The organism is Chryseobacterium sp. OSA05B (assembly GCF_019970065.1).
In the GTDB taxonomy this organism is placed as follows: Bacteria; Bacteroidota; Bacteroidia; order Flavobacteriales; family Weeksellaceae; genus Chryseobacterium.
On record NZ_JAHXYH010000006.1, the window covers coordinates 77,404 to 99,823 of the forward strand.

At 39.4% G+C, this 22,420-nt stretch carries 17 protein-coding genes; 7 read left to right on the forward strand and 10 right to left on the reverse strand.

What is annotated here, in order from left to right; genetic code table 11:
* Positions 1–42: 42 nt before the first annotated feature.
* Complete coding sequence (gene metK, locus LC419_RS20185) at positions 43–1,323, reverse strand: methionine adenosyltransferase (protein WP_223609036.1); 1,281 nt, start codon at positions 1,321–1,323, stop codon at positions 43–45.
* A gap of 230 nt (positions 1,324–1,553) precedes the next feature.
* A complete protein-coding gene (locus LC419_RS20190; RefSeq protein ID WP_223609037.1) occupies positions 1,554–2,504 on the reverse strand; it encodes a LysR substrate-binding domain-containing protein in 951 nt (316 codons plus the stop codon).
* Positions 2,505–2,636: 132 nt separating this feature from the next.
* Between LC419_RS20190 and LC419_RS20195 the strand changes: the two genes are divergently transcribed.
* From LC419_RS20195 to LC419_RS20215, 5 genes are all read left to right on the forward strand, one after another.
* Positions 2,637–4,124, forward strand: a complete 1,488-nt coding sequence (locus LC419_RS20195; RefSeq protein WP_223609038.1) for a catalase — start codon at positions 2,637–2,639, stop codon at positions 4,122–4,124.
* A gap of 104 nt (positions 4,125–4,228) precedes the next feature.
* Complete coding sequence (locus LC419_RS20200; protein WP_223609039.1) at positions 4,229–4,996, forward strand: enoyl-CoA hydratase/isomerase family protein; 768 nt, start codon at positions 4,229–4,231, stop codon at positions 4,994–4,996.
* Between the two features lie 43 nt (positions 4,997–5,039).
* Positions 5,040–5,462, forward strand: a complete 423-nt coding sequence (locus tag LC419_RS20205; RefSeq protein ID WP_034692520.1) for a dCMP deaminase family protein — start codon at positions 5,040–5,042, stop codon at positions 5,460–5,462.
* A 6-nt stretch (positions 5,463–5,468) separates the two neighbouring features.
* Positions 5,469–6,383: a site-specific tyrosine recombinase XerD gene (gene xerD / locus LC419_RS20210; RefSeq protein WP_223609040.1), complete on the forward strand. Its 915-nt coding sequence runs from the start codon at positions 5,469–5,471 to the stop codon at positions 6,381–6,383.
* Positions 6,384–6,424: 41 nt separating this feature from the next.
* On the forward strand, positions 6,425–6,943 hold the full coding sequence (locus LC419_RS20215; protein ID WP_223609041.1) for an NUDIX domain-containing protein: 519 nt from the start codon (positions 6,425–6,427) through the stop codon (positions 6,941–6,943).
* Between the two features lie 76 nt (positions 6,944–7,019).
* Here LC419_RS20215 and LC419_RS20220 read toward each other — a convergent pair whose 3' ends face one another.
* The 8 genes from LC419_RS20220 to LC419_RS20255 form a co-directional block, all read right to left on the reverse strand.
* Positions 7,020–7,478 (reverse strand): heme-binding domain-containing protein, encoded by a 459-nt coding sequence (locus tag LC419_RS20220; protein WP_223609042.1) that lies wholly within the window; start codon positions 7,476–7,478, stop codon positions 7,020–7,022.
* Between the two features lie 4 nt (positions 7,479–7,482).
* Positions 7,483–9,243 carry an Ig-like domain-containing protein gene (locus LC419_RS20225; protein ID WP_223609043.1) on the reverse strand — a complete coding sequence of 587 codons (1,761 nt, stop codon included), beginning with the start codon at positions 9,241–9,243 and terminating at the stop codon, positions 7,483–7,485.
* A gap of 23 nt (positions 9,244–9,266) precedes the next feature.
* Positions 9,267–10,529: a serine hydrolase gene (locus tag LC419_RS20230; protein ID WP_223609044.1), complete on the reverse strand. Its 1,263-nt coding sequence runs from the start codon at positions 10,527–10,529 to the stop codon at positions 9,267–9,269.
* Between the two features lie 231 nt (positions 10,530–10,760).
* Positions 10,761–11,690: a 2-hydroxyacid dehydrogenase gene (locus LC419_RS20235; protein WP_223609045.1), complete on the reverse strand. Its 930-nt coding sequence runs from the start codon at positions 11,688–11,690 to the stop codon at positions 10,761–10,763.
* Positions 11,691–11,821: 131 nt separating this feature from the next.
* Positions 11,822–12,373, reverse strand: a complete 552-nt coding sequence (locus LC419_RS20240; RefSeq protein WP_034726956.1) for an acyl-CoA thioesterase — start codon at positions 12,371–12,373, stop codon at positions 11,822–11,824.
* Positions 12,361–13,110: a hypothetical protein gene (locus LC419_RS20245; protein WP_223609046.1), complete on the reverse strand. Its 750-nt coding sequence runs from the start codon at positions 13,108–13,110 to the stop codon at positions 12,361–12,363. Before LC419_RS20245 ends, LC419_RS20240 begins: the two co-directional genes overlap by 13 nt.
* Positions 13,111–13,248: 138 nt before the next feature.
* Complete coding sequence (locus tag LC419_RS20250) at positions 13,249–15,387, reverse strand: TonB-dependent receptor (RefSeq protein ID WP_223609047.1); 2,139 nt, start codon at positions 15,385–15,387, stop codon at positions 13,249–13,251.
* 423 nt (positions 15,388–15,810) lie between these two features.
* Positions 15,811–16,581: a WG repeat-containing protein gene (locus LC419_RS20255; RefSeq protein WP_223609048.1), complete on the reverse strand. Its 771-nt coding sequence runs from the start codon at positions 16,579–16,581 to the stop codon at positions 15,811–15,813.
* 442 nt (positions 16,582–17,023) lie between these two features.
* Between LC419_RS20255 and LC419_RS20260 the strand changes: the two genes are divergently transcribed.
* Positions 17,024–19,804: a bifunctional aconitate hydratase 2/2-methylisocitrate dehydratase gene (locus tag LC419_RS20260; protein WP_223609049.1), complete on the forward strand. Its 2,781-nt coding sequence runs from the start codon at positions 17,024–17,026 to the stop codon at positions 19,802–19,804.
* 330 nt (positions 19,805–20,134) lie between these two features.
* Positions 20,135–22,402, forward strand: coding sequence for an aconitate hydratase (locus tag LC419_RS20265; RefSeq protein WP_223609050.1), 2,268 nt, complete (start codon positions 20,135–20,137; stop codon positions 22,400–22,402).
* The last annotated feature ends 18 nt before the right edge of the window (positions 22,403–22,420 follow it).

Consider the following 22,420-nt stretch of genomic DNA (forward strand, 5'->3'; position numbering starts at 1 on the left):
CCCAAAGATAAAGCAGCCTTATTTATTATTTCTGAAGAAGAATTAAATACCGAAAGCGGCTTTAATTTCATCTACTTTGTCAAGTTTTTCCCAGGTAAAGAACTCAAGTCCTGTAAGGGTAATTTCATTTTTCTGACCTTTATTAAATGTTTTGTCAGCGGTATAATGCTCTTTCCCCATGTGTCCGTAAGAAGCCGTTTCCAGATAGATAGGGTTTCTTAATTTCAAGTTCTGCTCGATAGCATAAGGTCTTAAATCGAAGATGGTAGACACTTTCTTAGCAATTTCACCGTCGTTAATATCTACTTTCGCAGTTCCGTAGGTGTTGATATATAGTCCACAAGGTTCAGCGACACCGATTGCGTAAGAAACCTGCACCAAAACTTCATCAGCTACTCCTGCAGCCACTAAATTTTTAGCAATGTGTCTTGTCGCATAAGCAGCACTTCGGTCTACTTTTGAAGGATCTTTTCCGGAGAAAGCGCCCCCACCGTGAGCTCCTTTTCCACCGTAGGTATCTACGATGATTTTTCTTCCAGTAAGACCTGTATCTCCGTGAGGACCACCGATCACAAATTTCCCTGTAGGGTTGATGTGATATTTGATCTGATCATTGAACAACGCCTTGATCTCTTCAGTCTGCTGAGCCACTACTCTTGGAACCAGGATACTTTTGATATCTTCACGGATCTTGTTCAGCATTTCTTCTTCAGTACCGAAGTCATCGTGCTGTGTAGAAACCACGATAGAATCAATTCTTACCGGTTTGTGGTCATCAGAATATTCGATAGTCACCTGGCTTTTTGCATCAGGACGTAGGTAAGCGATTTCGCTTCCGTCTCTTCTTAATACAGAAAGTTCTTTAAGGATCGTGTGGGCAAGGTCTAAAGCAAGAGGCATATAGTTAGCCGTCTCGTTGGTTGCGTAACCGAACATCATCCCCTGGTCACCGGCTCCCTGTGCGTTTGCCTTAGCTTCGAAAGATTCGTCGTTTACTGCTCTGTCTACCCCTTGGTTGATATCCGGAGACTGCTCATGGATTGCAGAGATTACCCCACAAGAATCACCGTTGAACATGTATTCTCCTTTTGTATAGCCTATTCCGTTGATAACGTCTCTTGCAATAGTCTGAACATCAAGATAGGCGTCAGACTTCACTTCCCCGGCAAGTACTACCTGACCTGTCGTTACAAGGGTTTCACAAGCTACCTTAGAGTTTTTATCGTATGCTAAAAAATGATCGATTAATGCATCGGAAATTTGGTCGGCAATTTTATCCGGATGTCCTTCTGAAACGGATTCAGATGTAAATAGATAAGACATATTATTCTTTGTTTTTTAGATTAAAATAAGTGAAGAAAAATAAGAATAAATTGCCCAAAAAAGAATACTGTTTTAGCATATTTTTAGAGAGGTTGCAATCAGGTCAAATTTTTCCTCGTTTATAAACGTCTGCAAATTTAAGTACTATTTTTTTAATACTCAAGATTTTTGCTTATTAATTATAATTTTCTTAAAATTAATGATTTATATCACTTTGCGGACTTCTTAGTTCATTGCGGCTTAATGCTCACAAACTCTTTCGGGTTGATGTGATAATTAAGCTTCTGCTCTAAAGAGCTCTTGATAGAATGAGACAATTCATCTATGATCTTCTGCTTGAATGTCGGCTTATAATAGATGATCTTGATCTCTCTGTAAGGGAAAGGTTTTTTGAATCTGAACACATTCTCTTTCTGCTCATCAGAAAGCTGACTCAATGCCAGTTCCGGCAGAATGCTGATTCCGCCTACCTTGTCTACCATATGCACCAATGTTTGAATATTGGACGCCAGGAAATCAAGATTTTTAGGCTTCAGTGTATTTTCTTTCAAATGACAGATATTCTCAAACTGGTTTCTCAGACAGTTTCCTTCTTCAAGAAGCCAAACTTTTTCAACATTCAGTTCTTCAGGGATGATATAAGAATTCTTTTTATTCGCTTCCGTATTGGAGCTGTAAATCATCAGTTCCTCATTGAAAAGGAAATCCTGATAGAATTCATCAGCCGTGTCGTAGGGTGTGGAAATAATTCCCGCATCCAGCTCACCGGCTTTTAAGGCCTTGATAATATTATCTGTGGTCATTTCCTTCACATTCATCTGGATTTTTGGGTTTTCTTCCAAAAACTTAAAGATTTCTGTCGGTAAAATGAAAGAGGAAACGGTAGGAATGATTCCCAAATTGATCGTTCCGCCTAAAATATTATTCAGAAGATTAGCTTTATTTTTAAGCTCATTGACAGATTCTATAATTACCTTTGCCTGATCAATGATCTGAAGCCCTACATCTGTAGTACGGATCGGGTGTGTAGTTCTGTCGAACACCTTCACATCCAGTTCATCCTCAAATTTTTGTATCATCGCACTTAACGTGGGCTGCGTAATAAAGCATGCCTGAGCTGCTTTACCAAAATGTTTGTACTTATCTACAGCGATAAGATACTCCAGTTGCTGAATGTTCATCTGATTAATATTATCTATTACAAAGATAAAATGTTTTTGCTATTAGTAATCAAAAATTCAAGTAAATTTGATATTTCATACGTCTGCATAAGACAGTTTACAAGATGAATCAATCATACAAATCATAACTCTATGGATTCTAAAAAATTAACGCTAAGCAACGGCGCTCCTTATTTTGAACACCAGGACTCACAAACCGTAGGTCCAAGAGGGCCTGTCCTGCTGCAGGATTTTATCCTTCAGGAAAATCTCGCGCACTTTGTTAGGGAAAGAATCCCTGAAAGAATTGTACATGCCAAAGGAAGCGGTGCCTATGGAACATTTACGGTTACTCATGACATCAGCCAGTATACCAAAGCCAAACTATTTTCAAAAATAGGAAATTCATGCAGAATGTTTGCCCGTTTCTCTACCGTGGGTGGAGAAAAAGGAAGTGCAGACACCGCAAGAGACCCGAGAGGTTTTGCTTTAAAATTTTATACGGAAGATGGAAACTGGGATCTGGTAGGAAACAATACACCGGTATTCTTTATTAAGGATGCTAAAAAATTTCCGGATTTTATCCACACCCAGAAAAGAGTACCGAAGACCAATTTAAAAAGTGCCACGATGATGTGGGATTTCTGGAGCCATAATCCCGAATCTCTTCATCAGGTTCTTATTTTAATGTCCGACAGAGGAACGCCTCACGGCTACAGACATATGCACGGATTCGGATCTCATACTTTCGCGATGATCAACGATAAGAATGAAAGAGTATGGGTGAAATTCCATTTTAAAACCAAACAGGGAATTAAAAACTTTACGGATGCCGAAGCGGTAAAAATGGCCGGAGAAAACCCGGACTTTGCCCAGGAAGATCTTTGCAACGCCATCGAAAACGGAGACTTCCCGAAATGGACCTTGTTTATCCAGGTGATGACGGAAGAGCAGGCAAAAGATTTCAGATGGAATCCTTTTGATGTAACGAAGGTTTGGTTCCATGATGATTTCCCAATGATCGAAGTAGGCGAAATGGAACTGAATGAAGTGCCTGTTAATTATTTTGCACACGTTGAACAGTCTACCTTTTCACCAAGCAGTTTGATTAACGGAATCAGTTTTTCTCCGGATAAAATGCTTCAGGGAAGATTATTCTCTTATCCTGATGCTCACAGGTATCGAGTTGGAGTCAATGCTCATCAGCTGGAAGTGAACCGATGCCCTTTTGCCGTAAATAACTACCAAAGAGATGGTTTCATGGCAGACTCTAGTGAATACCAGGACAAACCGAATTATTTCCCGAACAGCTTTGATGATGTGAAGCCGGATCCTTCCTATAAGAATTACGAATATGAACTGGACAGTGCCCATGTTGCCAACTATAACAGGAACGAAAATGACGACGATCACTATACCCAACCCGGATTATTGTATACAAAATCTATGACTGCTGAGGATAGAGAACACCTAATCAGCAACATCGTAGGAAGTATGAAAGGAATCAACGGACCTAAAAAAGGAGAGATCATCAACCGCCAGTTATGTCACTTTTTCAGGACTAATATTGAACTTGGCATGAAAGTGGCATCTCAGCTTAATGTCAATATAGATGCAAATATGATGAATCATTCGAAATAGTATTTTGAAAGATAAATCAATTAAAAGGAAAAAAAACCAATATTTTTTCCTTTTTTTTGTAAAAAATTTATAATTTGCAGAAAATAATATTTTAAAGTGGAAAAATGAGTTACGAAAATATATTATTAGAAAAAGAAGACAGGATTGCTGTCATTACGATCAACAGACCTCAGAGCTTAAATGCTTTAAATGCGAAAACTATTCAGGAAATTGGCTCGGCCATAGATGAACTGAACGCTGACACCACCTGTAGAGCAATTGTTCTAACGGGAAGCGGAGAAAAATCATTTGTAGCCGGAGCAGATATAAAAGAATTCAGTGATTTTGGACAGGAAAAAGCCGAAGAACTGGCCAGAAACGGGCAAAACAGCCTGTTCAATAAAATTGAAAACACATCTAAACCCGTAATTGCGGCCGTAAACGGTTTTGCATTAGGAGGCGGTTTAGAGCTTGCCATGGCGTGCCACATCAGATATGCATCAGAGAATGCAAGACTGGGGCTTCCGGAAGTAACCCTGGGATTGATTCCGGGTTATGGAGGAACACAGAGACTTCCTAAACTTGTAGGAAAAGGTATCGCCAACGAAATGATCTTCTCTGCCAAAATGATTCCTGCGCAAAGAGCAAAGGAAATCGGATTGGTGAATGAAGTATACCCTATTGAAGAATTATTAACCAAAACAAAAGAATTAGCAAGTATTATAGCCAGCAACTCACCAATGGCTATATCTAAGGCCATCCAAGCCGTTAACTTGTCTGATACGGATAAAGGTTTTGAATCTGAAATCAAGTATTTCGGGGAACTTTTTGACCTGGCAGACAAGAAAGAAGGAGTTACCGCTTTCCTAGAGAAAAGAAAGCCTAACTTCTAAGATTTTTAATCCAAATTATTTCGAAAAAAACTAATGCTGCGGTATGAATAAGTTTGATAAAGCTTATCTAAAAATGGCCCAGGAGTGGGCAAAACTATCCTACTGTAAGAGAAAACAGGTAGGAGCACTTATCGTAAAAGATAGGATGATTATTTCAGATGGTTACAACGGAACACCTTCGGGGTTTGAAAACTGCTGTGAAGATGGAGAGGGGAAAACACACTGGTATGTACTTCATGCGGAAGCCAATGCGATATTAAAGCTGGCCGCTTCCACTCAGTCTGCAAAAGGTGCCACGTTATATTTAACGCTGTCGCCCTGCAAAGAATGCAGCAAACTGATTCTGCAGGCAGGAATTACAAGACTTGTGTATATCAATGAGTATTCAGACGACGACGGGATATCGTTCCTGAGAAACCATAATATTGAAATAGAACAAATATCGGACTGTGAACTAAAAAAATAAGCACAAATGACTTGGGATGAAAAGATCAAAGATTTTGAAATATTTCTTCGCTTCGAAAGAAATTTTTCAGAAAACACTCTCGATGCCTATATTCGAGACATCAAAAAATTAAAAGATTATGCCATAGTGGATCTGGAAAACGTCGGTCCGGATACTATAGGCTATGAAAACTTACAGGAATATATCTTCAATCTTTCCAAACAGAAGTTCAGCGAAAGATCTCAGGCAAGATGGATTTCTTCTATAAAAGCTTTCTTCAAGTTTCTTCTTGAGGACGAGTTCAGAGAAGACAATCCTGCATCACTGCTTGAAGGCCCGAAACTGGGATTATATCTTCCTGACACCTTGAGCCTGCCGGATATCAACAAGATTATCGCAGCCATCGAGGCCAATTCTGATCTCGGAAAGAGAAATCATTGTATCATTGAAGTTCTATACGGATGCGGATTACGTGTCTCCGAACTTATTGACCTTAAAATTTCGAACATCAATTTCAAAGAACAGTATATCAAAGTAAACGGAAAGGGCAATAAAACGCGTTTCGTTCCTTTGGCAGATTATACTGCAGAACTTTTGGAAACCTACATCAACGAGGTACGTTCTACCAATAAGATCAATAAAAAGTATGAGGATACGCTGTTTCTTAACAGCCGTGGAACCTCTATGTCCAGGGTGATCGTATTTCTGATCATCAAGGAACTAACAGACAAAGCGGGCGTAAGCAAAAAAATATCTCCGCATACGTTCAGACATTCTTTTGCTACACACCTTTTACAGAATGGTGCAGACCTTCGTTATATTCAGGAAATGCTGGGACATTCCAGTATTACCACTACGGAGATTTATACCCATCTGAAGACAGAAGAACTTCGGGATGTGATCCTAAATTATCACCCGAGAAATATTAATATTGCTCAGTGATACGAAGTTCCATCTGGATTTGAAAAAATAATAATAGACAGATGAAATTATTGAAATATTGCCCAAGCTGTGGCAAAGAAACGCTTCACTGGGACGGTGAAAAGAAATGGAGCTGTCCTGAATGCGGGTTTAATCTCTACAATAACGTAGCCGGCGCAGTAGCCGTTGTTATCCGATGTGGTGATGAAATCTATCTGACCAGAAGAAACCGAGACCCTAAAAAAGGAAAACTGGATCTGGCCGGAGGTTTTGTAGATCCGAAGGAAAGTGCTGAGGAAACCTGCAAAAGAGAGCTTTTTGAAGAACTTCAGCTTGATGTGGATATTTCAAATTTAAAGTATCTGACCAGCCTTCCGAATGTCTATCAGTATAAGGAAATTGATTACAATACCATCGATCTCTTTTACGAGTATACTGTTCAGGAAAAGTTTGAGGTCAGTCTTGAACTTTCTGAAATATCAGAAGCGGTCTGGATTCCTTTGAGTACATTGGATCTTGATGACATTGCTTTTGATTCTCAGAAGAAGTTTTTTGAGGAATATGTGAATAAAAACCTATAATATTTCCCACAGATCTCACAAAAAGCATAGCAATTTTCAATAATACTGTGCTACCGTGATATCTGTGGGATTTTTTTTAGTAAGATTTAGATTTCAGCATCTCTTCGAAGTACTGAACCATCAGTGTTCTTTCCGCTTCGGAAAGATTGGCTTCTTGGTGATACACAATATAACCCGGCATAGGCATCGTTCTATTTTGAACCGTCTGAATAGCTTTGCTCAGCATATTCTCCTTTAATTCCTTGTTATAAGTACCCCAAATGGAAAAATTCAGGTGTTCCCTGCCTTCATTCACGTGGCTTTTTACAGACCATGAGATAGGTGCGAGGTAAGCATATTTGGGATATACCGTTTCATTGGAATGACAGTCGTAGCAGGCTCCTTTTATCAAATCCCGGATCTTCTCCGGAGTTTTCTTTGCCTCCACAAAATTAGCTGCTTTATCAACAGGTTTATTCACCCTGTCAATAGGGATAAACTGGATCAGCGCAAAAGCGACCAATGTCCAGAACAATACTTTTTTTACCGTTTTCATATTTCTATTTTACCGGTGTAAGTACTGCGTTTCCGGATTCTGACTTCAGTTCTTTTTTTACTTCCTTCTGTACGGTTTCTTTCGGGGTTTCTTCCGTCGGAGCTTCTGCAGGTTTAGGAACCACAGTTCCTTTAGGGTTATCCAGTGTTCTGGTGTCTTTCAGATCCCAGTCTTCCTTGGTTTCCCAAAGTGGCCTTACAATGGCTTTTTTGTAGAAGACATAGGAGTCTTCTGCCGGGGTTTCCGTTTCGAAATCGGCGACATCCCAGAATTTATTTCCGTTGTTATCTACCAGTATCCTAACGATGTATTCATTAGGTTTCAGGATATCAAATTTTACGTTGTTTCCTTTGGTATATCTTGAATAAACGACTTTATCCGAAGCATCTAAAAGCTGAATCCAATAGCTGGCTTCCGGCGCATTCTGAATGGTAAACGCCAGACTTCCGAACTGATCTACTTTTTCTGCTTCAAAATCAAAACGTTTTGACTGTACATTTTTAGCATAATAAGATGAAACGGTCTCTTTCGGAACGGTAAGCTGATATTTTTTACCCGGTACAAAATCTGAATGAATCATGATCTGATACGGATCTGTTTCTGAAATTTTTGCTGTAAACTCCTGAGTGGTTAAACTGTCACTCTTCAAGATCCACTTTTCAGGGCTGATCTTATCTATGATATAATTGGATCTTATCTTAAAATCAGAATTCGGAGCTAAGGCTGGACCACCGTTATCATTCTCAAGATCCATCGCATTTTTCTTATTGTATTTGTAGAAAACGGATACGGTATCCTGTTTTGTACCGGTATCATAGCTGAATTTAAGGTTCTCAGTAACAGTCTGCCCTACATCACTTTTCACCGGATCAAACCAAATCCTTACGGTATCTGATTTCGGACGGTGAGTGAATTTTATATCCTGAAGTTTATCGTTTACAGAGGCTACTTTCACACTTTCCGGATTTCCTTCAAATGTCATAACAACTCCGCCCGGATTTTCTTTCATCTCCACATATTTCAAAGGCTTTTTGGACGGATATACTTTTAATTTTAATCCAGAAATAGACTTTTCAACATCTACATGATCTTTTTGGAACCCAATTTTCTCTTTCCCCGGATCATATACGGAATTGCTGTTCTCATCTTCAAAGGCGATGATCTTGTATTTTCCTTTTGTCAGATAATTTAGCTCGAAATACCCATCTTCATCCACCTTTGAGATGTAATACGGTTTCTGTTTATAATTAATGGTATCTTTTACCTGGTAAAGGCCTACAACCAGCTTATTTTCGCCCTGTTTCTTTTTAATCGCTGTGGCATCAATGATGTCTCCGCTGATGTACAGATCATCCAGTTTCTCTCCCGTAGAGAAAGCAAAATTAAAATAACGGAGAATATTGGCTTCGTTGTTATCTGCAATTGAATTTCCGAAGTTGAAATTATAGGTTGTATTCGCCTGAAGGGTGTCTTCCCATTGGATCATCACGTATTTATTGGCGATATTGGAAGGAAGAATCCGCTTGATATTTTTGATGGGCGGAGAAATGATCAGGTTTTTATTAATATCCTTTAGGGTAATATATTCGTCAAAATCCAGTCTGAGCTCATGAATGTCTCTTTTCACATTCACTCTTGTGGTGTCAATATTTGAACTTAAAAACTTTGGAGCCAGGGTATCTTTCGGGCCACCAACGGGAGCCCCCACTCTTGCACACGAGTGTACAAGAAAAGAGATAACGAATAATAGAAGAAGTCTTTTCATATATGTTTAAGCAAAATTAAACATTATTCTCCAAAAACTTCATGTCCGGCATTCAAAGTATCTTTATTGTCGTTCATTACACTGTGAAGTTTGTCTTTCTGAGCAGGAAAATCCTCAAATAATCCAGACAGTGAAAGGGCAGTATAGACTTTATTTGAATATCTGTTTCCAATGGCTACGATCGTCACCTTGGATTTCAGAAGATGTGCAAATACAGAGTTTGTCCCGTGCCACCAACCATTGTGATAGGTAAGCTTTTCCCCATTGTCAAAAATTTTCATCCTAAAACCGAGCCCATAATTATTCATTCCTGACTTTTCGTTGCTGTACGGCGTGAAAACCATCTGCATCAGATCAGATTTTAAGAAATCTTTTGAATACATCGCTTTTGAGAAATTGTAAAGGTCTCTTGGCGTGGTGTAGACATTTTTATCCCCATAAATAAGATCAAGTCTGTCCAGAGGATATAATCTGTTTCCACCGTAATAAAAAGACTGTGCCGCCGTAGGAATATCTTTCTCCTGGAAAATATATGTGTGCTCCATTTTCAGAGGCTGAAATATCATTTCTTTCATCGCCTGTGGAAAAGGAGTTTTTGTGATCTTTTCGATCAAAAGAGCCAGCATCGCAAAATTAGTGTTACAGTACATAAACCCTGTATCTGTATCTCTTGCAAGATCAGGCTTATACTTGATGATCATATTCAGCACATCCTGATTGGTAATGAAAGGTTTTGAAAGTTCTGCCGGAGCCGGCTGTATTTTGGTGATAAAATATTCGTATTTCGGAAGACCACTTCTTTGATCCAGTAAGGTTTGCACTGTAACGTTCGGATAAGGAAATCCCGGGAAATATTGAGTAAGATGATCTGTCAGTTTGATTTTTCCGGCTTCTACCAGCTTCAGCATCGCCATTGCCGTCAGGGTTTTTGAAACGGAAGCCACATGGAGTGGCGTATTTTTATCGATCGGCATCTGGTTTCCTTCTCTTCCGAAACCTCTGTAGTTTTCGTACAGAATTTCGTCTCCTTTTGCTACCAGAATTCCTCCACTCAGGTCTCCTCCTTCCCAGATTTTTTTGTAATACTGATCAATATACCCCGTGAGTATTCCTTTGTCACCAAGCTGGCTGTCAGCTTTGGTAAAAACACTATTCAGATCTACGTTTCCATAGTTCGGAAGATTCGTTGTATTTTCTGCTGAAGCCGTTTTGGAATCAGCATCTTTTTTACAGGAAATAAGGGATAAAAAAACAGTTACAATAAGTACTAAATTACGCGTCGTCATGAGTATCAAAAAATGAGCAGCAATTTAATAAAACTCAAAATAAATTCTCAGTCCGGAGCGTACATTATGAATTATTTAACATAAAAAGAAATTATAAAAGGGTAAAAAGAGAAAGAGCTGAGCAGGCAAATGGTTAGTTGTCCTTCTCAGCTCTCTTATCTTTAAAGTATTCTTGTAATCCTTGTCAAGATTTAAAACCTTGAGAAGGATCATTTCAAAACTTCTGTTGGTTTAGCAATATGATGCTACTATTTTATCTACAATTACCTGCGCCAGCTTTTCTTTGCTTTGATGCGTCCAGCCTGCAATGTGTGGCGTTACAATTGTTTTTTCTGATTCCAGAAGGTATTTGAGATCTTCATTTTCTGTTTCAAGTTTTTCGAAGGATGCTTTTTCATATTCGAGCACATCTAAACAGGCACCTTTTACTTTTCCTGACTTCAAAGCATTAACTAAATATTTAGTTTCTACGTTTTTCCCTCTTGCGGTATTGACAAAATAGAAGTCTTTTTTCATTTCTGAAATAAACTTTTCATCAACAAGATAGTGAGTATCAAAAGTAAGCGGAATATGCAGGCTTATAATATCTGCAGACTGCTGTAGCTCTTCCAGACTGACCTGAGAAGCATACTCATCCGCAAGTCCGGGAAGAATGTCATGAAAAACAACTTTACATCCGAATCCTGAGAATCTTTTTGCAGTAGCTTTTCCCATATTTCCGTACCCAATAAGTCCTACCGTTTTTCCAAGCAGCTCGTCACCTCTGTTCTCTTCACGTTTCCAGATTCCGTTTTTCACTTCATTGGAAGCGATGAAAAGGCGGTTCATAAGGATCAGCAACATGCCTACAACATGCTCTGCTACAGAATCTCTGTTGCCTTCCGGTGAGTTGATCAACTGTATTCCCAATTGTTCTGCTACAGGAATATCAATATTTTCCATTCCCGCTCCTACTCTGGCGATGAATTTCAGGTTCTTCCCTTTTTCAAGAAAGTTTTTATCCAAAGGAATTCTGCTCCTGATGATGATTCCGTCATAATTTTCAATTTTATGGCAAACCTCATCATAGGAAGATGCGAAATCCTCTTCCAGCACAAAGTTTTTAGCCAGAAGCTGCTCTGTGATGAGAGGATGGTTTTTATCTAAAAGGAGAATTTTCATTTTTAAACACGAATAATTATAATAAAACGTGACTCTATTTTAACGCAAAGCGCACAAAGATTTGTAAATACCTTTTATTTTTAAGATCGCAGGGGCGCTAATGCTCAGCAAACAAATGTCAAGTAAAAAAATTATTTCTTATCCTTCTTTGAATCCTTTGTTTCTTCCGGCTCCTGGAACAGTTTTTTAAGCTCTACAGAGTCAAGAGGTTTCATTCTTCCGGAAAGGATAAGGGAAAGCTCTTTTCTTCTGATTGCCGCAGCATGTCTCAGCTTTTCTTCTTCTGTTTCCGGGATCATATCCGGGATTGGAATAGGACGGTTGAATTCATCCACTGCAACGAAAGTATAGATTCCTTCATTGGTGTGAATTTTCTTCTGATTGATCGGGTCATCCAACCATACGTCTACATATACCTCCATTGAAGTTGAGAAAGCTCTGGAGACTTTAGATTCCAGAACAACTACTCCCCCTTCAGGGATAGGATGATTGAAAGAAACGTGATTTACTGATGCCGTTACTACTCTTCTTTCACAGTGTCTGGCTGCAGAAATGGAAGCACAACGGTCCATTTTTGCCAGAAGTTCACCTCCGAAAAGGTTTCTTAAAGAGTTGGTTTCGTTCGGAAGAACAATATTGGTCATGATGGTCAGGGATTCTGACGCTTTTTTTACTTTTGCCATTGAGTCTTAGTGTTGTTTTGAACGGCCGGAGCTGGTTGTACAACCTTCCCGGCAGGTTTTGATAATGAATCTTTTTTCAGGGAATCCGAAACTGCTGTTTTGGGAGCAACGATAGCTTTTACCGTATCTTTTACAATTCTGTGGGTAGAAGTCTGTACAGAAACTTTATCAAAAGATTTTTTTCCGAAAAGAAGCTCCTGCTGGGTAAATGCCAGATACAGAATTCCCAGAACAGGAATCACAAGAAGGAAAATCCAGAGAATCGATTTCTTGAATTGATAATCTTTCTCCCTGTTGACTGCAGTGCTGATTTTTTCACCGTTATTGATATCCGAAATCCTGATTTCTTCGAGACCGTAAAAATCCGGATGCCCGGATTCTATTCTTTTCCCTTTGAAATGGGTATGATTTTCTTCAATATTGATGAATCCAAGGTTTTGAATGTCCAGAACCAGATCTGCCTGAAGTTTTTTCTTCCAAAAATCCGTCTGGATCTTCAGGTCGCTTTTGGATGCTTCCAGAGACATCTGTTTCTGTGCCGCAATGAAAGCAGCCAGTTCATCAGACTGTATCTCATAATCCACCGCGAAAACGATCTCGCTGGCGGGCGGAAGGATGCTTCCGTTCTCAGAATTAATAATTGCCTTGGAGTTTTTAAGCGAAAACACACCGAAGCCCGGAACCGTCACAGTTCCAAATTGTTTCAGATATTCTAAAATGTAAGCTGAAATATTCATTTGGCAGCAAATTTATAATTTTTTCGTGACTTTTTGAAGAGATTTATCGGATATAAAAAAAGACTGCCGAAACAGTCTTTTGATAAATATGTATAAAATTGAAAGTATTAAAACCTGTTTGGTAACTTATTTTGCAGATTATTGAATTTTCCAGCTGATCCCGAACATAAAATTAGTTCCTGCCTGTGAAAAATAGTATGGATCGCCACTGTAAACGGCACCATTGTTTACATATTTTTTGTTGAAAAGGTTGTTCACCAATAATTTCAAAGCGATATCATTATTTGCGATGGTAAAGTGATACTGGGCATTAAAATCGGTTAAAAAATAATCTTTCAGCTGCAGATTTTGATCACCGGTATTGTCAAGATACTGTTTTCCAACGTACTGGTTCATTAAAGCAAACTGGAAATTCTTGTTAGGATTGAATTTCAGACCCAGATTGGCAATAACATTCGGGGAGAATGATATTTCGGTATCGCCCAGATTCTGAAGAACTCCTTTATTTTTAATATTAAAATCAAGATTCTTGTTTTGGCTTAGGCTGACATTTCCCGTCAGTTCCCATTGCCTGGAAAGTTTAGCCAAGGCTCCGATCTCAATTCCTCTTCTGTAGCTTTTCCCTGAGTTTGTTCTGATAAATGCGCCTACATTATTCAGTTGTCCGTTCAGTACCAGCTGGTTCAGGTAGTACATATAATACAGATTGGCTGTTACGGATAAAATTCCAAACTGTTTTTCGATACCCGCTTCGAAATCGTGTAATTTTTCTGCTTTCACGTTGTTGTCACTCATCAGGTCATCTCTGTTCGGCTCACGTTGGGCATGGGCGTACGAGAGGAAGACTTTTCCGTTTCCAATCTTATAATTCACACCGGCTTTCGGATTAAAGAATAGCCAGTTCTTATCAAGGTTGCCTCCTTCTCCATCTCCTGCTGTCAGGATCTTTGTATCGTAATCAATATTTCTGAGCTGAAGATCTCCAAAGAATTCAAAATGATCTCCCGTTCTCCATAAAGCTTTCGCAAAACCTGCGAATTCAGTTTTCACAGAACGGTTTCTGTAGTATTCATACTCATTGATCTGAGGAAAATAAACTCCGGTCACATTTCCAAAGTGTCTTCCGTAATACTGGTTAGCCACTACGCCGAAATTAAGATCTACATTCTCCAGCTTTCCATACAATGTGGAAACGGCACCGTAAAAATCATTATCCAGCCATTTTTTTCTGATAAAATCGGTTATTTCAACCGGAGCGCCATTCACTACAGGCACCGGGAGGTTATAATTGGAAAAATGCGTGGCTTCTGCATCCGTTTCATCCACTCTTTTATAGTTTTCGTAGTATCCTCTTCCTTTCGTATAATGAAGCGTGGTTTCTAAACTCCAGTTATCATTGAATTTCTGCTCCCATAAAAGCTGATAGTGATTCTGTCTGTAATTGTCCGTCTCATTATCATAAAACTTCTCTTCTCCGGTAACCAGATCTGTATATTGTCCTGAATAATTGAACTTTGGATTCGTTTCCCAGGTCGGTCGGTCAATCCCGTTCCAGGCCTGATAGGTCTTTTCTTTACCTCCGAAAGCCATCAGACGAAGCCTTGTTTTTCCTTCTTCAAATAATGCCGTGAAGTTGTAAGAGTCCAGATTCGAAGAAGCCCTGTCAATATATCCATCGGAATGAATTTTTGTATATCTACCCATTACCGAAAGTCTGTTTTTCCAGAATTTTCCGGAACCTGCTTCTGCTGAATATTTATAGGTATTGAATGAGCCATAACTGTCATCCGTTTTGAAATACATTTTTTCGTCCGGTTCTTTGGAGATCACATTAATGCTCGCTCCAAACGCAGAAACCCCATTATTGGAAGTTCCCACCCCTCTCTGAATCACAATCTGAGAAGCGGAACTCGTAAGATCCGGAACATTGACAAAGAAAGTTCCCTGACTTTCAGAATCGTTGTATGGAACTCCGTTCATCATCACATTGATTCCTCTTCCTGCTACCCCACGGATCCTGAATCCAGTATAACCCACCCCGTTTCCGGCGTCAGAAGTAGAGATAATGGAAGTTTGATTTTTCAGGAGGATCGGGAGATCCTGGCCCAGGTTTCTGCTGTCTACATCTTTCTGTACGTTGATGATTTCCTTAGCAACGGGCAGTCTTTTTGTAAAACTGACCGCTTCAATTTCCCTGATCTTCAGAGAATCCTTATTTTGAGCCTGGATAAAGGCTGCAGAGCCTATGGTAAGCCCTAAAAAAAATAATCCCTTCATTCTATAAATCTTTAAAATTTAATGAATAAAAGGGGCGGATTAAATAATGTAGCAATTTACTAATTTAATAGTCTAGCAATGAGATTGGTATATTGTTATACGGTTCCATTGGTACATTTTCAAATTTCCCTAAACAGCATTATCCGTTCCAGGTTCATTGGGTATAATCTCAGCCTGTTAAAGCACCCCTTTATTTCAGCCGCGAAATTACGAAAAAATTACGGGTTTTTGGATACGGGATTCGAGGTTTTGAGATTCGGGGTTAGAGATTTGAGTTATAGAGGTTGGTCCAATTATATAGATCTGTTCAATTTGTTTGATCTGCATGAAATTTTAAAGACTAAAGATTCATTCTCTACACATTTCAAACAGCCAAAAGCCATCCGCCAAAAGCTTATCCCTTATAGCCTACTGCCTACAGCACTAATACGTCTTATTCCTCACATCAATATAATAATAGTTCGTCCCGTCTTTTGTCACTTCAAACATTCTCCCCAGTTTCCAGCTGAAGTTTCTTTTGATATTAGAATATTCGAAGGGAATAATCACTTTATTATTAACATCGATTACTCCGAATCTGTCATTGTGGGAAGCCACTATCATCGGGTTTGAGGTGTCGTCACCTTCCATGATAAATAAATACTGATACTGAGGATAGATCTGGTACTGTCTGTAATCTGCAGCGTTCACGAATTTGGCTTTTTCAATGATTCCGTAAAATCCATTCAGGACATAGGCCTGATAAAGCTGCTGTTTATAGTCTCCAAACTTACATTTCCCAAGATCAGCATCTTTGAACTGATACACTCTTTTTCCTGTCTTGTCTACGCGGTAAGAGATCATATCTTTTTCAACCGTAGCATAGTCACCGGTTCCGAACTTCCTTGCTTTCATGTTAGGAGAATTCAGCAAATTACAATCTTCATAAAAAAAGACCGCGATATGATATTCAGGCTTGATGATGAATTTTCCGTTCTGATTCACGTATCCGAATTTTCCATTCTCCTTTTTCGGGATCAGCATAGGAAGATCCTGATGGATAACGACAAGATCCGGGTTGGGCTTAGTCCCTGCAGACGCTTTCTTTACTCCAGTTTTCGTGACGCTTTTAACCGGCAGTTTCTTCACAGATTTTGACTGGGAAAAAACGAAAATCGAAATAAATACGCACAAAAATTTAAGGATATTTTTCATATTCACCATTTGCGTGCAAAACTACGGCCAAAAATAGAAACTATCAAAATCATATTTATAAAGAATCTAAATAATTTCATCCTTATAAAATATTAAAAATACGTAAATTTGGGAGCACTTTTTAAGTGTTTGATAATCTAAAAACGTTTTGGAGATATAATTTTTGATAGTCATGCTGTCAAAAAAGTGTATAAATCTTACCCAAAGAGAGTTTTTTCAACAAGACAAACCGCAGGTAAACTACTTACACTTCTATAAAGATCATATACTTCACTTCAAAACGGAACATTATCTCACATTTTAAAAAGTGGTAGATGATGTTGTTTATTACCATAGCCGTTTTGCTGCGGCAACTTTAAATGTTTTATTGTAATTTATAACCCTGTTAAGAAAGAATAACAGTACGGACTCTACTTTTAAAATTTAAAAGACTTCTATTATTATGAATATGTATCAGGATTACATCCAAGAGATTGAGGAAAGAAAAAACCAGGGGCTTCATCCAAAGCCAATTGACGGTGCCGGATTATTAAGCGAAATTATTGCACAAATTAAAGACTCAGGTAACGAATACCGATCGGATTCTCTGCAATTTTTCATCTACAACACCTTACCGGGAACGACCAGTGCAGCAGGGGTGAAAGCTCAATTTTTAAAAGAGATCATTCTCGGTGAATCCGTAGTAGAAGAAATAACTCCGGCTTTTGCTTTTGAGTTATTATCTCATATGAAAGGAGGCCCTTCCATTGAAGTATTATTGGATCTGGCTTTGGGGAATGATACCTCTATCGCCAAAGAAGCGGCCAACGTTCTTAAAACACAGGTTTTCCTTTATGAAGCGGACACAAACCGTCTGAAGGAAGCATTCAATAGCGGTAACGAAATCGCAAAAGAATTAATTGACAGCTACGCAAAAGCTGAGTTCTTCACGAAACTTCCGGAAGTTGCTGAAGAAATTAAAGTAGTGACATTCATCGCTGGTGAAGGTGATATCTCAACAGATTTACTTTCTCCAGGAAATCAGGCTCACTCAAGATCAGACCGTGAACTTCACGGAAAATGTATGATCACGCCTCAGGCACAGGAAGAAATCAAAGCTTTACAGGCACAACATCCTGACAAAAGCGTGATGCTTATTGCTGAAAAAGGTACGATGGGTGTAGGTTCATCCAGAATGTCAGGGGTAAACAACGTTGCTTTATGGACTGGAAAACAGGCTAGCCCTTATATTCCTTTCGTAAATATTGCTCCAATCGTTGGAGGAACAAACGGTATTTCTCCGATCTTCCTTACTACAGTGGATGTTACCGGTGGTATTGGTCTTGACCTTAAAAACTGGGTAAAAAAACTGGATGAGAACGGACAGCCAATCCGTAACGAAGCAGGAGAGCCAATTCTTGAAGAAGCATATTCTGTGGCTACAGGAACTGTTCTTACCATCAATACAAAAACAAAAAAACTTTATAATGGCGACCAGGAGCTGATTGACATTGCTAAGGCATTCACGCCTCAGAAAATGGAGTTCATCAAAGCCGGTGGATCATACGCTATCGTATTCGGTAAAAAGCTACAAACATTTGCTGCAAAACTTTTAGGAATAGATACTCCTCTTGTTTTTGCTCCATCTAAAGAAATTTCTCACGAGGGACAAGGTCTTACAGCAGTAGAAAAAATCTTCAACAGAAATGCTGTGGGTTCTACGCCAGGAAAAGTATTGCACGCAGGTTCTGACGTTCGTGTAGAAGTTAACATCGTTGGATCTCAGGATACGACAGGCCTTATGACTGCTCAGGAGCTGGAATCAATGGCAGCTACAGTGATCTCTCCGATTGTTGACGGTGCTTACCAGTCCGGATGTCACACCGCTTCAGTATGGGATAAAAAAGCTCAGGCTAATATTCCAAAACTAATGAAATTCATGAACGAATTCGGTTTGATCACTGCCCGTGACCCGAAAGGTGAATACCACGCCATGACTGACGTAATTCACAAAGTTCTTAACGATATTACCATAGACGAGTGGGCGATCATCATTGGTGGTGATTCTCACACAAGAATGTCTAAAGGAGTTGCTTTCGGAGCAGACTCAGGAACTGTAGCACTGGCATTGGCTACGGGTGAAGCATCTATGCCAATCCCTGAATCTGTGAAGGTAACATTCAAAGGAGACATGAAAGAACACATGGATTTCCGTGATGTGGTTCATGCAACACAAGCTCAGATGCTTAAGCAGTTTGGAGGAGAAAACGTATTCCAGGGTAGAATCATTGAGGTTCACATCGGAACACTTCCTGCTGACCAGGCATTTACCTTTACAGACTGGACTGCAGAGATGAAGGCAAAAGCTTCAATCAACATTTCTGAAGACGAAACCCTGATTGAATCACTTGAAATCGCAAAAGGAAGAATTCAGATCATGATCGACAAGGGCATGGATAATCATAACCAGGTTCTTCAGGGATTGATCGATAAAGCAAATAAGAGAATTGAAGAGATCAGATCAGGTGAAAAACCTGCTTTAACTCCGGATTCAAATGCTAAATATTACGCTGAAGTTGTTGTGGACCTTGATATCATCGTGGAACCCATGATTGCTGACCCGGATGTAAACAATGATGATGTTTCCAAGAGATATACTCACGATACCATCAGAACCCTTTCTTACTACGGAGGAGAGAAAAAAGTAGATCTTGGTTTTGTAGGATCTTGTATGGTTCACAAAGGAGATTTGAAGATTGTTTCTCAAATGCTTAGAAATATCGAAAAGCAGCAAGGAAAAGTAGAATTCAATGCGCCTCTTGTAGTAGCAGCTCCAACGTATAACATCATCGATGAATTAAAAGCAGAAGGAGATTGGGAATTTTTAGAAAAATATTCAGGTTTTGAATTTGATGATAATGCTCCTAAAGGCGAAGCACGTGTTGAGTACAAAAACATGATGTATCTTGAGCGTCCTGGATGTAACCTTTGTATGGGTAACCAGGAAAAAGCTGCTAAAGGAGATACTGTATTGGCCACTTCTACCCGCCTTTTCCAGGGAAGAGTCGTTGAGGATTCCGAACGTAAAAAAGGAGAATCTCTACTGGCTTCAACTCCGGTTGTTGTCCTTTCAGCGATCATCGGAAGAATTCCTAATATAGATGAATACAAAGCAGCTGTTGAAGGTATTGACCTGACTAAATTTGCTCCACCTATCAAAGAGTTGGTTCAGGTTGGTCATTAATAGAATTTAACGAAGTCTCAGGACTTTTTAAAAATAATATCATTGAAAGATTTTAGTCCTGAGGGATTTAAAATCTTTCAATTTTTGTTTAGAACCTTTCCATTTAAGACCGATTAACAATTATTTTATATAAAATTGGGACTTAAAATTCCATTTTTTCTTAACTTGATAGAAATAAAACATCCGCATTATTGATTAGAAGTATCCTTTTTACAGACCGAAGGAACAGAATTTGATGAATAGTAGTAACAAAAGAACATTTTCCGTTTTTGAGCTTTAAAATGAATGACGGAAAAGTCTATTAAAAAAGAAGAAAAATTAAATTAAGATATGACTTTTGATATTGATATGATCAAAAAAGTGTACGAGCGTTATCCCGAGAGAATTGCTGCGGCAAGACAAATCGTGGGAAAACCTCTTACCCTTTCAGAAAAAATCCTTTACACCCATCTTTGGGAAGGAAATGCCACATCAGCGCATGAAAGAGGAAACTCTTATGTAGATTTCGCACCGGACAGAGTAGCCATGCAGGATGCCACCGCACAGATGGCACTTTTACAGTTTATGCAGGCTGGAAAGGCTAAAGTAGCGGTTCCTTCAACAGCTCATGCCGATCACCTGATCCAGGCAAGAGTAGGTGCAGAAGCAGATTTACAGGAAGGTATCAACAAAAACTCGGAGGTTTTCAACTTTCTGAGCTCTGTTTGTGATAAATACGGAATTGGTTTCTGGAAGCCCGGAGCCGGTATCATTCACCAGGTGGTACTGGAAAATTATGCATTCCCGGGAGGAATGATGATCGGTACTGACTCGCACACGGTAAATGCAGGAGGTTTAGGAATGGTAGCCATCGGTGTAGGGGGTGCAGATGCAGTAGACGTAATGGCCGGAATGGCATGGGAACTAAAAATGCCAAAACTTATCGGGGTGAAATTAACCGGTAAAATGAGCGGATGGACGTCAGCTAAAGACGTTATCCTGAAAGTGGCAGGAATCCTAACCGTAAAAGGTGGAACAGGATGCATCGTAGAATATTTCGGAGAAGGAGCAGAATCTCTTTCAGCAACAGGTAAAGGAACCATCTGTAACATGGGTGCTGAGATCGGAGCCACTACTTCTACTTTTGGATACGATGATTCCATGAGAAGATATCTGGCAGCAACAGGCAGACAGGATGTAGTAGACGCCGCTGATAAAATAGCAGAACACTTAACAGGTGATGCTGAAGTATATGACAACCCTGAGCAATATTTTGATCAGGTAATTGAAATCAACCTTTCTGAACTTACACCACACTTAAACGGACCTTTCACTCCAGACTTAGCCACACCAGTCGCTGAATTCAGAGCTAAAGCTGAAGCGAACGGATGGCCAATAGAAGTAGAATGGGCACTGATCGGTTCTTGTACCAACTCTTCCTATGAAGATTTATCAAGAGCTGCCTCTATCGTAGAAGATGCAGTAGCAAAAGGAGTTAAACCTAAAGCAATCTTAGGAATCAACCCAGGTTCTGAGCAGGTGAAATTCACTGCAGAAAGAGACGGTTTCTTGGATTCTTTCAGAAAATTCGAGAATACAAGAATCTTTACGAATGCTTGTGGGCCTTGTATCGGACAGTGGGACAGAGAAGGCGCTGATAAAGGTGAGAAAAACTCTATCATCCACTCTTTCAACAGAAACTTCGCAAAAAGAGCTGACGGTAACCCCAATACACATGCTTTCGTAGCTTCTCCGGAAATGGTAGCTGCGGTAGCCATTTCAGGAAGATTAGACTTTAACCCGATTACAGATACATTAACCGCTGAAAACGGTGAGCAGGTAAAACTGAATGAGCCTAAAGGTTCTGAATTGCCACCAAGAGGATTCGCTGTAGATGATAACGGATATCAGGCACCCTCTGAAGATGGTTCTTCAGTTGTGGTGAACGTAAGTCCTACTTCTGACAGACTTCAGTTATTGGAAGAATTCCCGGCATGGGATGGTAAAAATATCGAAGGAGCTAAGGTATTGATCAAAGCTTTCGGTAAATGTACAACCGACCACATTTCTATGGCAGGACCATGGCTTAAATACAGAGGTCACCTTGACAATATTTCAAATAACATGCTGATTGGAGCTGTCAACGCCTATAACATGGAAACCAACCGTGTTAAAAATGAATTAACGGGTGAATATGGTGAAGTTCCTGCTGTACAGAGAGCCTACAAAGCTGCCGGTATTCCTACCATCGTTGTGGGAGACCAGAACTACGGGGAAGGTTCTTCAAGAGAGCACGCAGCTATGGAACCAAGACACCTTGGAGTAAAAGCGGTATTGGTAAAATCATTCGCGAGAATCCACGAAACCAACCTTAAAAAACAAGGAATGTTAGGGATCACTTTCGCTAATGAAGCTGATTACAACAAAATCCAGGAAGATGACACGGTTAACTTCTTAGATCTTGAACAGTTTGCTCCGGGAAAACAGCTGACTTTAGAATTCGTTCATACAGACGGAACTAAAGACATCATTATGGCGAACCATACGTATAATGATCAACAGATTGATTGGTTTAAGGCAGGTTCTGCACTTAACCTGATTAAAAGACAGGAAAATTAATTGTTAGATTTAATTAAT

Excerpts from the sequence above, each read along its gene's own strand:
- LC419_RS20260 (WP_223609049.1), top strand. The coding sequence starts at position 17,024 with ATGAATATGTATCAGGATTACATCCAAGAGATTGAGGAAAGAAAAAAC.
- LC419_RS20205 (WP_034692520.1), top strand. The coding sequence starts at position 5,040 with ATGAATAAGTTTGATAAAGCTTATCTAAAAATGGCCCAGGAGTGGGCA.
- LC419_RS20230 (WP_223609044.1), bottom strand. The coding sequence starts at position 10,529 with ATGACGACGCGTAATTTAGTACTTATTGTAACTGTTTTTTTATCCCTT.
- LC419_RS20250 (WP_223609047.1), bottom strand. The coding sequence starts at position 15,387 with ATGAAGGGATTATTTTTTTTAGGGCTTACCATAGGCTCTGCAGCCTTT.
- LC419_RS20200 (WP_223609039.1), top strand. The coding sequence starts at position 4,229 with ATGAGTTACGAAAATATATTATTAGAAAAAGAAGACAGGATTGCTGTC.
- LC419_RS20240 (WP_034726956.1), bottom strand. The coding sequence starts at position 12,373 with ATGGCAAAAGTAAAAAAAGCGTCAGAATCCCTGACCATCATGACCAAT.
- LC419_RS20220 (WP_223609042.1), bottom strand. The coding sequence starts at position 7,478 with ATGAAAACGGTAAAAAAAGTATTGTTCTGGACATTGGTCGCTTTTGCG.
- LC419_RS20215 (WP_223609041.1), top strand. The coding sequence starts at position 6,425 with ATGAAATTATTGAAATATTGCCCAAGCTGTGGCAAAGAAACGCTTCAC.
- metK (WP_223609036.1), bottom strand. The coding sequence starts at position 1,323 with ATGTCTTATCTATTTACATCTGAATCCGTTTCAGAAGGACATCCGGAT.
- LC419_RS20245 (WP_223609046.1), bottom strand. The coding sequence starts at position 13,110 with ATGAATATTTCAGCTTACATTTTAGAATATCTGAAACAATTTGGAACT.
- LC419_RS20195 (WP_223609038.1), top strand. The coding sequence starts at position 2,637 with ATGGATTCTAAAAAATTAACGCTAAGCAACGGCGCTCCTTATTTTGAA.
- LC419_RS20235 (WP_223609045.1), bottom strand. The coding sequence starts at position 11,690 with ATGAAAATTCTCCTTTTAGATAAAAACCATCCTCTCATCACAGAGCAG.
- LC419_RS20225 (WP_223609043.1), bottom strand. The coding sequence starts at position 9,243 with ATGAAAAGACTTCTTCTATTATTCGTTATCTCTTTTCTTGTACACTCG.
- LC419_RS20255 (WP_223609048.1), bottom strand. The coding sequence starts at position 16,581 with ATGAAAAATATCCTTAAATTTTTGTGCGTATTTATTTCGATTTTCGTT.
- LC419_RS20190 (WP_223609037.1), bottom strand. The coding sequence starts at position 2,504 with ATGAACATTCAGCAACTGGAGTATCTTATCGCTGTAGATAAGTACAAA.
- LC419_RS20265 (WP_223609050.1), top strand. The coding sequence starts at position 20,135 with ATGACTTTTGATATTGATATGATCAAAAAAGTGTACGAGCGTTATCCC.
- xerD (WP_223609040.1), top strand. The coding sequence starts at position 5,469 with ATGACTTGGGATGAAAAGATCAAAGATTTTGAAATATTTCTTCGCTTC.